Genomic DNA, 13,701 nt, shown 5'->3' on the forward strand with positions numbered 1-13,701 from the left:
TCATCCACCGAAATGGACGGGGTATCAACTTCTGGCGTTGATTTTTGGCACGCTGTTGAGTTCTCAAGGAACGGACGCTTCCTTTGTACTCACCCGCAGTATCACTACTGGGGTTTTCCTCCGGGCTTCGTTCTTCGTTTCCAACTCTACCACGCTCATTCCGTTCCGTTTAACCGGAGTGGAATTCGCATTTGGTGGCCGTTGGGGGCCTTGCCTTTCGGCGTGTTCACTACGTTAGCGGTTTTCCCTTGCGGCTCATAATCGGGCCGCCGGCGCTGAATTCGGACATGCCGAATTCATCCCCGTCAGGGTGATCGCAGTAGTGGGTTGGCCGCCTCCGGAGGGTCTGCAGAAGCAGTGCTCCGTTCTAGCGGCTCGGACTACGTTAGGCGTCTGCCAGGGGCGAGTCAAGTTGAGCGCCGGCGCGGCACGTGGGCCCGGTACGGGCTCACCGTGGGGTCCCGGGTGATCCAGAACCGGTACGGATGGTCCGCGCCCGCGCCGCCGACTCCGGTGCGGGGGCCCGTACTGACCAGGGCGGAATCGGCGGGGATGCCCGTAAGGACGGACAAGGGGGCATCCGGGCCCGCGCAGAGGTCGGCGCCGTCGAGGGAGCGGTCGATGGCGAGGGCGGTCGCGAGGCGGGCCGGACCTTTGGCCAGTTCCTTGTCCGCTTTGGCGGAAAGTCGACGTTTGCGGGCCAGCTCGGCGCCCGCGGTGATCTCGCCCGCCCGGAGCAGCACCCCGCTCGCGTGGTCCGGGGGGCCGCAGACGAGGTTCAGGCTGAACCACATGCCGTAGATGAAGTAGACGTACGCGTGTCCGGGCGGACCGAACATCGACGCGTTGCGCGCCGTGCGGCCGCGGAAGGCGTGGGAGCCCGGGTCGGCCTCCCCCTCGTACGCCTCCACCTCGGTGATGCGCAGTTCCATCGGCCCGTCGGGGCCGCGCCGCACCAGGGTGCGGCCGAGCAGGTCGGGGGCCACGGTCAGGGCCGGGCGGTCGAAGAAACCCCGGGTCAGGGGCGTACGGTCGGGTCGCGCGCTCATTCGGTCGAGCGTAGTGGAACGCCCGGTGTTGCAACCGGGGGTCAGGGTTCCGCGTTTGTAGTAGAGGTACGTCCGTAGTGCACGTCGTCAAGGGGAGTCTGGAACATGGGGTTCAGGAAGCTGTTCGCGAGCCTGGGTGCCGGTGGTGCTTCGGTGGACACCGTCATCACCGAGCCGAACGTGGTGCCCGGCGGGATCGTCCAGGGCGAGGTCCGGATCCAGGGCGGGTCCGTGGAGCAGCAGATCGAGGGCCTGAACGTCGGGCTCCAGGCGCGGGTCGAGGTGGAGAGCGGCGACCAGGAGCTGAAGCAGGACATCGTCTTCACCAAGCAGCGGCTCGGCGGTGCCTTCCAGGTCCAGGCCGGCGCGCTGCACGTGGTGCCGTTCAGCCTGGAGATCCCGTGGGAGACGCCCGTCACCCACTTCGGGGGTCAGCACCTGCACGGGATGAACATCGGGGTGAGCACCGAGCTGGAGATCGCGCGGGCGGTCGACGCGGGTGACCTGGACCCGATCAACGTGCACCCGCTGCCGGCGCAGCAGGCGCTGCTGGACGCCTTCGGGCAGCTGGGGTTCCGGTTCCGCAGCGCGGACATGGAGCGCGGGCACATCCGGGGGACGCGGCAGACGCTGCCCTTTTACCAGGAGATCGAGTTCGTGCCGCCGTCGCAGTACCGGGGGCTGAACCAGGTCGAGCTGACCTTCGTGGCCGACGGGCGCGAGATGGACGTCGTCCTGGAGATGGACAAGAAGCCGGGGCTGTTCTCCGAGGGCAGCGACACCTACCGCTGCTTCCAGGTCGGGCTGCAGTCCTACCAGGGGACCGACTGGGCGGCGTACCTGAACCAGTGGATCGCCTCCGTGGGTTCGCAGCGCAACTGGTTCTAGGCTCCTGCCGTACGAGACGTACGAGACGTACGGGTTCCCGTCAACGGAGGTTGAGCAGTGACCGACCAGAGCAGAGCGCCCCTTCCGCACACCTTCCACCCCGAGGTGCCGTCCTTCACGGTCGAGAGCGCCGATCTCGCGCCGGGGGCGGACCTGGGCGACGCGCAGGTGAAGTCGGGCGGGAACCGTTCGCCGCAGCTGCGGTGGGAGGGGTTCCCCGCGGGGACGAAGAGCTTCGCGGTGACCTGCTTCGACCCCGACGCGCCGACGGGCAGCGGCTTCTGGCACTGGGTGCTCTTCGATCTGCCCGCTTCGGTCACGGAGCTACCGGCCGGGGCGGGCACCGGATCGATGCCCGGCCTCCCGGAGGGTGCGGTGCACGCACGGAACGACTACGGCACCCGTGACTTCGGCGGGGCGGCGCCGCCGGCCGGGGAACGGCACCGGTACGTGTTCACCGTCTACGCGGTGGACACGGAGAAGCTGGGTCCGGACGCGGACGCTTCCCCCGCGGTGGTCGGGTTCAACCTGCGCTTCCACACGCTGGGGCGGGCGCAGTTGATCGGCGAGTTCGAGGCTCCGGCGGGCTGAGTTCTCCGAGCGTTTGCCCGGTCCTGGTCTAAAGACGGCCAGGACCGGGCATTTTTATTGCGTTGTCCCCGGTGGCGGGCGCGGCCAGAGTGGTTGCGGGCCTCGCCGCCAGGGTGGTCGCGGGCCTGCACACGGGAGGTGGGCGAGATGCGGGACACGCTGGTGCTGAATGCGAGCTTCGAGCCGCTGTCGACGGTGACGTTGAACCGGGCGGTGGTCCTGGTGCTCCAGGACAAGGCCGTGGTCGAGCAGTCGCATCCCGAACTCCGTGTGCGCGGGGCCACCATGGACCTGCCGATGCCGCGGGTGATCCGCCTGTGCAGGTACGTCCGGGTGCCCTTCCGAAGACATGCTCCCTGGTCACGGCGGGGGGTGCTGGCGCGTGACCAGCACCGGTGCGCGTACTGCGGCAAGCGCGCGACCACCGTGGACCACGTCGTGCCGCGGGCCCAGGGCGGCGGGGACACGTGGTTGAACACGGTGGCGTCGTGTGCCGTGGACAACCACCGCAAGGCGGCGCGGACTCCGGAGGAGGCGGGGATGCCGTTGCTCCGGAAGCCCTTCGTGCCGTCTCCTGCGGACGCGATGCTGCTGGCCATGGGGGCGGGGGTACGGGAGGAGCTGCCCGAGTGGCTGGAGCGGATCGCGTGACCGGCCGGGTTCCGCCGCTCTTCTGACGTACGGGGGGTACGTCAGGAGGCGTAGTTCTGCTACGTCGCTCAGCGGAGCAGGAGCTGGGCGATGGCCACGAGGCCGACCACGACGATGAGCGCGCGCAGGGCGGTCGGCGGGAGCCGTCGGCCGACCTTGGCGCCGATCTGCCCGCCGAGGGTGGAGCCGACGGCGATGAGCAGGACGGCCGTCCAGTCGAAGTCGGCGACGAAGAGGAAGAACACCGCCGCGATGCCGTTGACCAGGGCCGCGACGATGTTCTTGACGGCGTTGACGCGCTGCATGTCCTCGTGGAGCAGCGAGCCCATCAGCCCGAGGTAGAGCACGCCCTGGGCGGCCCCGAAGTAGCCGCCGTAGGCGCTGGAGAGCAGCATGCCGGTCAGCAGGACCGGGCCGCCGTCGGGGTGCGGGCCCTCGCCCCCGGCGGCTTCCTGGCGTCGGCGCACGGCCCGGGCGATGCGCGGCTGGAGGACGACGAGCACGAGGGCGAGGCCGATCAGGACGGGCACGATCGTGTCGAAGGAGTCGGACGGCAGGGTGAGCAGCAGGACGGCACCCGCGAGGCCGCCGACCAGGGAGACGGCGCCGAGACGCAGGATCCGGCCGCCCTGGCCCTTCAGCTCCTTGCGGTAGCCGATGGCCCCGCTGACCGAACCGGGCACCAGGCCCAGCGTGTTGGAGACGTTGGCGGTGACCGGGGGCAGGCCGGTGGCCAGGAGCACCGGGAAGGTGATCAGGGTGCCGGATCCGACGATGGTGTTGATGGTGCCGGCGCCGACGCCGGCGGCGAAGACCGCGAGTGCTTCCCAGATGGACAAGGCCATCCTCCTTGCATGAGTGGGTCGCCTCCCCGCCGTGAAGGTCGAGGGGCCGCACCGATCATGCACGAAGGCGGCCGGGGACTAGTCGATCGGGGGCTGCTCGCGGCGGTCCGGGGCGGCCGGCTGCTCGTCCTTGCGGTGCAGGCCGTTGGAACCGCCGCCCATGGGGCCGAAGTTGCCGATGGCTCCGCTGAGGCCCTTGAGGGCGTCGCCGATCTCGCTGGGGACGATCCAGAGCTTGTTCGCGTCGCCCTCGGCGATCTTCGGGAGCATCTGGAGGTACTGGTAGGCGAGGAGCTTCTGGTCCGGGTCCCCGGCGTGGATGGACTCGAAGACCGTACGGATCGCCTGGGCCTCGCCCTCGGCGCGCAGCGCGGCGGCCTTGGCGTCACCTTCGGCGCGCAGGATGGAGGACTGCTTCTCGCCCTCGGCGCGCAGGATCTCGGACTGGCGGACACCCTCGGCCTGGAGGATCGCGGCGCGCTTGTCGCGGTCGGCGCGCATCTGCTTCTCCATCGAGTCCTGGATGGAGGTCGGCGGCTCGATCGCCTTCAGCTCGACGCGGTTGACGCGGATGCCCCACTTGCCGGTGGCCTCGTCGAGGACGCCGCGCAGGGCCGCGTTGATCTCCTCGCGGGAGGTGAGGGTCCGTTCCAGGTCCATGCCGCCGATGATGTTGCGCAGGGTGGTGACGGTGAGCTGTTCGATGGCCTGGATGTAGCTGGCCACCTCGTACGTCGCGGCCCGGGCGTCGGTCACCTGGTAGTAGATGACCGTGTCGATGTTGACGACCAGGTTGTCCTGGGTGATCACTGGCTGCGGCGGGAAGGGGACGACCTGCTCGCGGAGGTCGATCCGGTTGCGGATCGAGTCGATGAACGGGACGACGATGTTCAGGCCCGCGTTGAGGGTGCGGGTGTAGCGCCCGAACCTTTCGACGATGGCCGCGCTGGCTTGCGGGATCACCTGGATCGTCTTGACCAGTGCGATGAAGACGAGGATCACCAGAATGATCAGAACGATGATGATCGGTTGCATGCGGTTCCCCGTGCCCTTCCGGCTGTCTGTGCTGCCCCGTTGAGCGGAGTCTCGCAGACCGGGGGCCCGCGAGTCGGGTGCTTGGTCACATGACGTCACATGACGACGGCGGTCGCTCCGTCGATCTCTACGACGTCGACCTGCTGACCCGGTTCGAAACTGCTGTCCGCGTCGAGCGCGCGGGCGGACCAGATCTCCCCGGCGAGCTTGATCCGGCCGCCGCTGCCGTCGACCCGCTCGGTGACGACGGCGCTCCTGCCCCGCAACGCGTCGATGCCGCTGCGGTGTTGGGGCCGCTGGTCGCGGTGTCTGTTGGCGATCGGGCGGATCACGGCGATCAGCGCCACGGAGACGACGGCGAAGACCAGGATCTGCGCGGCCACTCCCCCGCCGAGTGCGGCGGTGACGGCGGCGGCGATCGCGCCGACGGCGAACATGCCGAACTCCGGCATGGCGGTGACGACCAGGGGGATCCCCAGTCCGACCGCGCCGATGAGCCACCACACCCATGCGTCGATGTTCATCACATGGTCATGGTAGGTCGGCCGGGCGCGGTCCGGACAGGGTGCGCGGGGCTCCGCGCACGGGGGTTCAGCGGAGCGGCAGGCCCTGGGCGGTCCAGCGCTCGTGGTCGCTGCGCTCGACGACGAGCGGGAGGCCGAAGCAGAGGGAGAGGTTGCGGGAGGTCAGTTCCAGCTCGATGGGACCGGCGGTGACGACCTTGCCCTGGCGGATCATGAGGACGTGGGTGAAGCCGGGGGCGATCTCCTCGACGTGGTGCGTGACCATGATCATCGAGGGCGCCAGCGGGTCGCGCGCGAGGCGGCCGAGGCGGCGGACGAGGTCCTCGCGGCCGCCGAGGTCGAGGCCGGCGGCCGGCTCGTCGAGCAGCAGCAGCTCGGGGTCGGTCATCAGGGCGCGGGCGATCAGGGTGCGCTTGCGCTCGCCCTCGGAGAGGGTGCCGAACTTCCGGTCGAGGTAGTCCGTCATGCCGAGGCGGTCGAGGAAGGCGCGGGCGCGCTGCTCGTCGATCTCCTCGTACTCCTCCTGCCAGGTCGCGGTCATGCCGTAGGCGGCGGTGAGCACGGTCTCCAGGACGGTCTGGCGCTTCGGGAGCTTGTCGGCCATGGCGATGCCGGCGACGCCGATGCGGGGGCGCAGGTCGAAGACGTTGACCCGGCCCAGCGTGCTGCCGAGGATGGTGGCGCTGCCGCTGCTCGGGAAGAGGTAGCTGGAGGCGACATTGAGCAGGGTGGTCTTCCCGGCGCCGTTGGGGCCGAGGATGACCCAGCGCTCCCCCTCCTTGACCGACCAGGAGACCTGGTCCACCAGAGCGCGGCCCTCGCGGACCACGGATACGTCCTCCAGCTCCAGAACGTCGCTCATGAGCGTGTTGTCTCCCCTTGCAGGTGTGTGCGGTGACGGTTCTCTGGGCGCCTGTGGGCGCAGCCCCAGGGGAAAACCTACGCCACTCGGCGGGGGCCGCGGTCGCCAGGCCGTGCGGGGCGGGCCGCGGGGGCGGGTCACCGACCGGTCACTAAGGTGGGGGAATGCTTGTGGAACCACGTTCGGGGCGGCTGGCCGCCTGGGGGAACGCGTTGCTGGCCGGTCTCGTCTCGCCCGACGACGCCGCCGTGTCGATCGTCGGGGCGGACGCCGTGCACCGGGTGGCGGAGCTGCCGGGCGAGAGCGGGCCGGTCGGGCTGACGCTCGGGCTCGGGCGGCTGCGGGCGCTGGGGGTCACCGGTCTGCGGGTGGCGCTGCCCGCGCCGGGGCATCCGCTGGGCCTGAGCGGTCCGCCGGAGTTCAACGCGCGGGCGCTGGACGCCGAGGAGGCCGTGGTCGCCGTCGGTGCGGCGCTGGGGCTCGTACCGCGGGTGACGGAGGCGGGGCCGACGGGTGACGTGCACGTCGAGGTGGTGTGGCACTGCCTGCCGGTACGGGAGGCCCCGCCCGCCGACGTGCCCTCGCTCGGTGAGGCGGAGCGCGAGCTGGCGGAGGCGCTGCGGGAGGCGACGGCCGTACTGACCCGGCTGGACGTGGCGGCCTCGGGGCCGGTGGCCCAGGCGGCGATGTCCGCGTACCGGGCGCGGGCGGAGGCGGGGCGGGAGGTACTGGCCCCGGGGTATCCGCCGCGGGCGGTGCGGGTGCTGTCACTGGCGCAGCGGGTGGGGCTGCTGGTGTCCCTGGCGTACGAACGGGGCCACGGCGGCGCGGTGGCCGCCTCCGAGATGGCGGCCCGCGCGGAGGCCCTGCGCCCGGTCGAACGGGTGGCCCGGCGGGCCCAGGTGGCGGCGTACAACGCGTACGTGGAGGAACGGGAGCGGGGGTAGGGGCGGGACCGGCGGCGACCCCCGGGCCAGCAGTGCCCGGTGGGCGCGGCGCGGCCCCGCTTCCGGGGAGAGGGGGGAAGCGGGGCCGCGGGGGTGGGGTGGCGTCAGTGGTTGATGCCGGTGTTGCCGAAGGCGGGGTTGAGCAGGCCGATCACGTTGACCGCGTTGCCGACCGCGTTCACGGGGACGTGCACGGGGACCTGGAGCAGGTTCCCGGAGGCCACGCCGGGCGAGCCCACGGCTTCGCCGTCCGCGGACGCACCGCCGTGCGCCGAGGAGACACCGGCGCCGGCGGCGACGAGGCCGCCCGCGATCAGGGTGGCGGCAGCGGCCTTCTTGAAGTTCTTCACGTTCTCGTCCTCCAGTACGTCTGCCGCGGCCAGCCGCCGCGGCACGTCCTGAAGAACGGCCGGAGGGGCGCCCGGGATACGCCATGTGGGCTACATACACCCGACCGTATGAATCTCATCCCGGACAGCAGGCGGTCGGATTCGGTCCCGTCAGTCGGCGATTGCGTGCCTGACCGCCCACAATGCGGCCTGCGTGCGGTCGGAGAGGTCCAGTTTCATCAGGATGTTCGAGACGTGCGTCTTGACCGTCTTCTCCGAGAGGACGAGGGCCCGCGCGATCTCGCGGTTCGAGCGGCCGTCCGCGATGTGGCCGAGGACTTCCCGCTCGCGGTCGGTCAGCGACCCGCCGCGCCCCGGGGCCGGACCCTGCTCGTCCTGGGAGAGCAGCGCCTCGGCGACCTCGGGCTGGAGCAGGACGTGCCCGGCGCGGACGGAGCGGATGGCCGCGGCGAGCGCGTCGGGGTCGATGTCCTTGTAGACGTATCCGGCGGCGCCCGCGCGCAGGGCGGGGACCACGGTGCGCTGCTCGGTGAAGCTGGTGACGATCAGCACCCGGGCGGGGTTCGCCAGCTCGCGCAGCCGGCGCAGGGCGTCGAGACCGTCGGTGCCCGGCATCTTGATGTCCATCAGGATCACGTCGGGCCGCAGCTCCTCTGCGCGCGCGGCGCCCTCGGCGCCGTCGGACGCCTCCCCGACCACCTCGATGTCGTCCTGTACTTCGAGGAACGTGCGCAGCCCGCGCCGCACGACCTGGTGGTCGTCGACGAGCAGGACCCTGATCCGGGCCGGAGTGTCAGCCACCGGGGACCTCCATCTCGATCGTGGTGCCCGCGCCGGGCGCCGAGTGCACGGTGAGGCGGCCGCCGGCCCCGCTCGCCCGGTCCCGCATGGAGACGAGTCCGAGGTGCCGGCCGGCCTTGCGGACGCCCTGGGGGTCGAAGCCGCTGCCGGAGTCGACGACCTTGAGCAGCGCTCCCCCGGCGGGAGTGCGGCTCAGGGTGACCTCGACGCGGTCGGCGCCGGAGTGGCGCAGGGCGTTGTGGAGGGCCTCCTGGGAGACACGCAGGAGGGCTTCCTCCTGGGAGGCGGGCAGGGCGCGCACGCCGTCGCAGCGGAAGGTGACGTGGGCGCCGTGCGCACGGTCCAGGACGTTGATCTGGTGGCGCAGGGTCGCGACGAGGCCGTCCTCGTCGAGGGCGCTGGGGCGCAGCTCCACGACGGCGGCCCGCAGCTCGTCGGCGGCTTCCGCGGCGAGGGCGGCGACCTGGTGCAGTTCGCCCTTGGCCCGGGCGGGGTCGCGGTCCACGAGGGCGGCGGCGGCCTGGGCGGTGAGCCGCAGCGAGAAGAGCTTCTGGCTGACGGCGTCGTGCAGCTCGTGGGCGAGCCGGGAGCGTTCCTCGGCGATGGTCAGCTCGCGGCTGCGCTCGTATAGGCGGGCGTTGGTCAGGGCGATGGCGGCGTGCTGGGCGAGGATGCCGAGGAGGGCCTCGTCCTCTTCCGTGAAGCCGCCGCGGGGGCCGGTCCCGCCGTCACCGGGCTCGGTACCCGGCTCCCGGGCGGGGCCGCGCTTGTTGGCGAGGAAGAGGGCGCCGAGGGTCTCCTCGCCGTCCCGGATCGGCAGGCCGAGGAAGTCGGACATCTCCGGGTGGGCGGCGGGCCAGCCGCCGAAGCGCGGGTCCTGCCGTACGTCGGCCAGCCGCTCGGGGGTGTCCTGGTGCAGCATCGCGGCGAGGATGCCGTGCTGGCGGGGCAGCGGGCCGATGCGGCGCCACTGGTCCTCGTCGATGCCGTCCACCACGAACTGGGCGAAGCCGCCGTGGTCGTCCGGGACGCCGAGGGCGGCGTACTCGGCGCCGAGCAGTTCGCGGGCCGAGACGACGATGGTCTTCAGTACGTCGCGGACCTCCAGGTGCCGGCTCATGGCGAGCAGCGCGGTGCTCACCGCGGCCAGACCGGTACGGGTTCCGTCGGGTCCGTTGCGCATGGGGTCACCGTACTCGCGGCCGTGACCTGCGGAATCGGGCCTGCGACCTAGGTCCGCGGGCCCCGTTCGGGTGGGCCCCGGCAAGGGCGGCGTACGCCGGAGGGAGGGGCACGTCTGCCTTTCGTACGAGGCCGCGGGGCCGGAATGTACGCCTTGAGGACGAGAACGCTCACCCTGTGGATTGCTACCGCAACGCACGGTGAAACCGTTACGTCCCCGATGTGAGCCCGCACATAGGACGCACATCACTTACGAAGCTGCTTAGTGGACGGATAAAGGCCCTGTCAGGGCTACGGGGAGGGGCCGGGGGGTCCGGCGGTGGGCCGCAGCCGGGGCCCTTGATCCACTATCGGGCTTCGTACGTCACACCTTTGCCACAGGATTTTGCCGCCGCTAACAATGGCTCCCGTCGCACAGCGCCGCGGCTCAACACCACCGCGGCGCTTTCCTGCGGCTCCCGCTACCCGAAGAGGTTGACCACGCATGTCCGAGACCAGCACCCCCGGCCACAGTCGTCTGACCAAGGGCCACAAGATGTCGATCGCCGGAGTCGCCACCCTCGGCGCCGCCGCCCTCGCCTTCTCCCTCGTTCCGGCCGGCACGGGCGAAGCTGCCGAGACCGTCGTGGCCGCTCCCGTGGCCTGGACCCAGGCCGTGGACGGTGCGCAGGCGAAGAACCTGCAGCAGCACCTCACCGTGCAGCAGGTCGTCGCGGACAAGCAGGCCAAGGCCGCTCAGGCCGCGGCGAAGGCCAAGGCGAAGGCCAAGGCGGAGGCCGCCGCGAAGAAGGACCGCGCGGACAAGGAAGCCGCCAGCCGCTCGGTCCCGCGCAAGCCCCTGTACGCGAACAACCTTGACGGATGGATCAAGGAGTCGCTCGCGATCATGAAGGCGCACAAGATTCCGGGCTCCTACAACGGGCTCTACAAGAACATCATGCGCGAGTCCAGCGGCAACCCGCGGGCGATCAACAACTGGGACATCAACGCCCGCAACGGCATCCCCTCGATGGGCCTGCTCCAGGTCATCCGCCCGACCTTCCTGGCCTACCACGTGGCCGGCACCCCCCTCGACCAGTACCACCCGGTCGCCAACATCGTCGCCGCGGCCAATTACGCCGCCGACCGTTACGGCTCGATCGACAACGTCAACAGCGCCTACTGAGCCCTGCGGCTCGGCCATTGACGTCACCTCCAGCCCCCATGCGCCACAGGGCGGCCCCCGGAGTTCCGGGTGCCGCCCTGTGGCGTATCCGCGTACCGGCGCCCGTACCGACGGGCGCGCGGGTCACTTGCGCATGACCTCCGGCTCGTGGCGGCGCAGCAGGCGCGCCACCGCGAAGCCGCAGACGATGCCGAGGAGCAGCAGGACCGTGATGTCCAGGCTCCACTGGCCGATCGTGTGGTCCCACAGCGGGTCGGTGTTGGTGGGGTTGTCGCGGTCCCACGGCGGCATGAGCTTGCCGAGGTTCAGCGTGGTGCCCGCGGCTCCGACGGCCCAGCGCGACGGCATCAGCCAGGCGAACTGCTCCAGGCCGATCGAGTCGTAGATCTGGAAGAGGATGCCGGTGAACACGACCTGGACGATCGCGAACATGACGAGCAGCGGCATGGTCTTCTCGGCGGTCTTCACCAGGGCCGAGATCACCAGGCCGAACATCATCGACGTGAAGCCGAGCGCGATGACGGACAGGCACAGCTCGACGGCCGGGGGCATCATCAGGCCCTCGGCGGGCAGGTCGCGCGGGAAGAAGCCGATCCCGCAGATGATCACGCCCTGGATGGCGGTGATGAAGCCGAGGACGATGACCTTGGACATGAGGTACGCCGACCGGGACAGCCCGGTGGCGCGCTCGCGCTCGTAGATCACGCGTTCCTTGATCAGCTCACGGACCGAGTTCGCGGCGCCGGAGAAGCACATGCCGACCGCGAGGATCAGCATGATCGTGCCCGCGTCGCCGTTGAACTGCGAGGGCGGGGTCGGCGGGGCCAGGCCGAAGGTCGCCGGGATGACCGTGGAGACCACGCCCAGGACCGCCGGGAGGATCACCATCAGGCCCATGAAGCCCTTGTCGGACGCGATGACGGAGACGTAGCGGCGCATCAGCGTGAAGAGCTGCGAGCCCCAGCCCTGGGGCTTGGGCGGACGCATCTGCTGCGCGGGCGGCATGGTGACCGACTGCGGGGCGACCGCGTCGATGTCGGCGGCGTAGAGCTGGTAGTGCTGCGAGCCCTTCCAGCGGCCGGCCCAGTCGTACTCCCGGTAGTTCTCGAAGGCGGAGAAGACGTCGGCCCAGGTCTGGTAGCCGAAGAAGTTCAGCGCCTCGTCCGGCGGGCCGAAGTACGCGACCGCGCCGCCCGGGGCCATGACCAGCAGCTTGTCGCAGATGGCCAGCTCGGCCACGGAGTGGGTGACGACGAGGACCGTACGGCCGTCGTCGGCGAGCCCGCGCAGCAGCTGCATGACGTCGCGGTCCATGCCCGGGTCGAGGCCGGAGGTCGGCTCGTCCAGGAAGATCAGCGACGGCTTGGTGAGGAGCTCCAGGGCCACGGACACGCGCTTGCGCTGACCGCCCGAGAGCGAGGTGATCTTCTTGTCCTTGTGGATGTCGAGCTTCAGCTCGCGCAGGACCTCGTCGATGCGGGCCGCGCGCTCGGACTCCGCGGTGTCACCGGGGAAGCGGAGCTTGGCGGCGAACTTGAGGGCCGTCCGGACGGTCAGCTCCTTGTGCAGGATGTCGTCCTGCGGGACCAGACCGATGCGCTGGCGCAGCTCCGCGAACTGCTTGTACAGGTTGCGGTTGTCGTAGAGGACGTCGCCCTGGTTGGCGGGGCGGTAGCCGGTCAGCGCCTTGAGCAGCGTCGACTTGCCGGAACCGGAGGGGCCGATGACGCCGACGAGCGACTTCTCCGGGACGCCGAAGGAGACGTCCTTGAGGATCTGCTTGCCGCCGTCGACCGTGACCGTGAGGTGGCGGGCCGAGAAGGAGACGGCGCCGGTGTCGACGAACTCCTCCAGCCGGTCGCCGACGATCCGGAAGGTGGAGTGGCCGACGCCGACGATGTCGTTGGGGCCGAGCAGCGCGGTGCCGGACTTCGGCAGCGGCTGGCCGTTGACGTAGGTGCCGTTGTGGCTGCCGAGGTCGTGGATCTCGAAGCGGCCGCCCGGCATCGAGCGGAACTCCGCGTGCAGGCGCGAGACCTGGAGGTCGGAGACGACCAGCTCGTTCTCCAGGGCGCGGCCGATGCGCATGACGTGGCCGAGTTCGAGGTGGTGGAACGTGGTCGGGCTGCGGTCGCTGTACCCGGGGCCCGACGGCGGCTGCTGCGCGACGCCCTGCTGGTGCGGGACGTGCGGCTGCGGCTGCGGCTGCTGGTACGCCGGCGCCGCCTGGTGCTGCGGGTACCCGTGCTGCGGCTGCTGCTGGTGCTGCTGGTGCGGCGGCTGCTCCTGCCAGTTGGCCGGCGGCTGGTGGGCCGGGGCCTGCACGGGCGTGACCGACACCGGGGCGGCGACGGTCAGATTCAGCCGCGGGCCGTCCTGCGCGTTGCCGAGGTGCACCGGCGTACCGGGCACCAGTTCGGTCTGCTGGACCCTGGCACCGTGCACGTAGGTGCCGTTGGTGCTGCCGTGGTCCTCGATCCCCCAACCCCGCCCGTTCCAGCTGATGGTGGCATGGCGCCACGACACCCGGGCGTCATCGATCGCCACGTCACCCTGGGGGTCGCGCCCCAGGGAGTACGACCTGGACGGATCGAGCGTCCAGGTCCTGCCATTCAATTCCAGTACGTGTTCCGGCACTCCAGCCCCACTTTTTGTCCCCCGAGGATCCCCCTGACGTCAGGGAGTCTAGGGATGGCGAACATCCGGGGGAACTATTTCAGGCCCGGGGCCGCCAGGGGAATCCGGGCTGCCCGGGAAACCGCCCCGAGCCCGGCAAGATGTCCCATAGAGGACAAGATTGCCGACCTGTGC

Annotated in this window: 15 protein-coding genes; 6 read left to right on the forward strand and 9 right to left on the reverse strand. The window is 70.6% G+C overall.

What is annotated here, in order from left to right:
• The coding region (locus AC0693_RS32250; protein WP_468467227.1) for a hypothetical protein at positions 1-238 on the forward strand (238 nt) is incomplete at its 5' end.
• Positions 239-407: 169 nt separating this feature from the next.
• On the opposite strand, the gene AC0693_RS32255 is transcribed toward AC0693_RS32250, so the two are convergent.
• Complete coding sequence (locus AC0693_RS32255) at positions 408-1,049, reverse strand: DNA-3-methyladenine glycosylase (RefSeq protein WP_356408992.1); 642 nt, start codon at positions 1,047-1,049, stop codon at positions 408-410.
• Between the two features lie 105 nt (positions 1,050-1,154).
• Between AC0693_RS32255 and AC0693_RS32260 the strand changes: the two genes are divergently transcribed.
• The 3 genes from AC0693_RS32260 to AC0693_RS32270 all read left to right on the forward strand — a co-directional run bounded on the left by AC0693_RS32260 (position 1,155) and on the right by AC0693_RS32270 (position 3,179).
• A complete protein-coding gene (locus AC0693_RS32260) occupies positions 1,155-1,937 on the forward strand; it encodes a sporulation protein (protein WP_356408995.1) in 783 nt (260 codons plus the stop codon).
• A 57-nt stretch (positions 1,938-1,994) separates the two neighbouring features.
• Positions 1,995-2,528 carry a YbhB/YbcL family Raf kinase inhibitor-like protein gene (locus AC0693_RS32265; RefSeq protein ID WP_478803757.1) on the forward strand — a complete coding sequence of 178 codons (534 nt, stop codon included), beginning with the start codon at positions 1,995-1,997 and terminating at the stop codon, positions 2,526-2,528.
• Positions 2,529-2,675: 147 nt separating this feature from the next.
• The gene (locus tag AC0693_RS32270) at positions 2,676-3,179 is read left to right on the forward strand and encodes an HNH endonuclease (protein WP_356409001.1); all 504 of its coding nucleotides are present in this window, start codon (positions 2,676-2,678) and stop codon (positions 3,177-3,179) included.
• Positions 3,180-3,247: 68 nt separating this feature from the next.
• On the opposite strand, the gene AC0693_RS32275 is transcribed toward AC0693_RS32270, so the two are convergent.
• The 4 genes from AC0693_RS32275 to AC0693_RS32290 all read right to left on the reverse strand — a co-directional run bounded on the left by AC0693_RS32275 (position 3,248) and on the right by AC0693_RS32290 (position 6,445).
• Positions 3,248-4,024, reverse strand: a complete 777-nt coding sequence (locus AC0693_RS32275) for a sulfite exporter TauE/SafE family protein (protein ID WP_469320966.1) — start codon at positions 4,022-4,024, stop codon at positions 3,248-3,250.
• A 78-nt stretch (positions 4,025-4,102) separates the two neighbouring features.
• The gene (locus AC0693_RS32280) at positions 4,103-5,059 is read right to left on the reverse strand and encodes an SPFH domain-containing protein (protein WP_351049571.1); all 957 of its coding nucleotides are present in this window, start codon (positions 5,057-5,059) and stop codon (positions 4,103-4,105) included.
• Between the two features lie 95 nt (positions 5,060-5,154).
• Positions 5,155-5,583 carry an NfeD family protein gene (locus tag AC0693_RS32285; protein ID WP_469320965.1) on the reverse strand — a complete coding sequence of 143 codons (429 nt, stop codon included), beginning with the start codon at positions 5,581-5,583 and terminating at the stop codon, positions 5,155-5,157.
• A gap of 67 nt (positions 5,584-5,650) precedes the next feature.
• On the reverse strand, positions 5,651-6,445 hold the full coding sequence (locus AC0693_RS32290) for an ABC transporter ATP-binding protein (protein ID WP_356409010.1): 795 nt from the start codon (positions 6,443-6,445) through the stop codon (positions 5,651-5,653).
• Between the two features lie 164 nt (positions 6,446-6,609).
• Between AC0693_RS32290 and AC0693_RS32295 the strand changes: the two genes are divergently transcribed.
• Positions 6,610-7,392 carry a hypothetical protein gene (locus AC0693_RS32295; protein WP_478803758.1) on the forward strand — a complete coding sequence of 261 codons (783 nt, stop codon included), beginning with the start codon at positions 6,610-6,612 and terminating at the stop codon, positions 7,390-7,392.
• Between the two features lie 104 nt (positions 7,393-7,496).
• Here AC0693_RS32295 and AC0693_RS32300 read toward each other — a convergent pair whose 3' ends face one another.
• The 3 genes from AC0693_RS32300 to AC0693_RS32310 all read right to left on the reverse strand — a co-directional run bounded on the left by AC0693_RS32300 (position 7,497) and on the right by AC0693_RS32310 (position 9,726).
• The gene (locus tag AC0693_RS32300) at positions 7,497-7,742 is read right to left on the reverse strand and encodes a chaplin (protein ID WP_478803820.1); all 246 of its coding nucleotides are present in this window, start codon (positions 7,740-7,742) and stop codon (positions 7,497-7,499) included.
• Positions 7,743-7,892: 150 nt separating this feature from the next.
• On the reverse strand, positions 7,893-8,543 hold the full coding sequence (locus AC0693_RS32305) for a response regulator transcription factor (RefSeq protein ID WP_356409016.1): 651 nt from the start codon (positions 8,541-8,543) through the stop codon (positions 7,893-7,895).
• Entirely contained in the window at positions 8,536-9,726 is a 1,191-nt protein-coding gene (locus AC0693_RS32310) for a GAF domain-containing sensor histidine kinase (RefSeq protein WP_478803759.1), read from the reverse strand. Before AC0693_RS32310 ends, AC0693_RS32305 begins: the two co-directional genes overlap by 8 nt.
• Before the next feature lie 483 nt (positions 9,727-10,209).
• Here AC0693_RS32310 and AC0693_RS32315 point away from each other — a divergent pair, with 483 nt between their 5' ends.
• A complete protein-coding gene (locus AC0693_RS32315; protein WP_356409021.1) occupies positions 10,210-10,890 on the forward strand; it encodes a transglycosylase SLT domain-containing protein in 681 nt (226 codons plus the stop codon).
• Positions 10,891-11,013: 123 nt separating this feature from the next.
• Here AC0693_RS32315 and AC0693_RS32320 read toward each other — a convergent pair whose 3' ends face one another.
• Entirely contained in the window at positions 11,014-13,527 is a 2,514-nt protein-coding gene (locus tag AC0693_RS32320; RefSeq protein ID WP_469320963.1) for an ABC transporter ATP-binding protein/permease, read from the reverse strand.
• Between the last annotated feature and the right edge of the window lie 174 nt (positions 13,528-13,701).

The sequence above is a fragment of the Streptomyces sp. NPDC043876 genome, assembly GCF_056435825.1.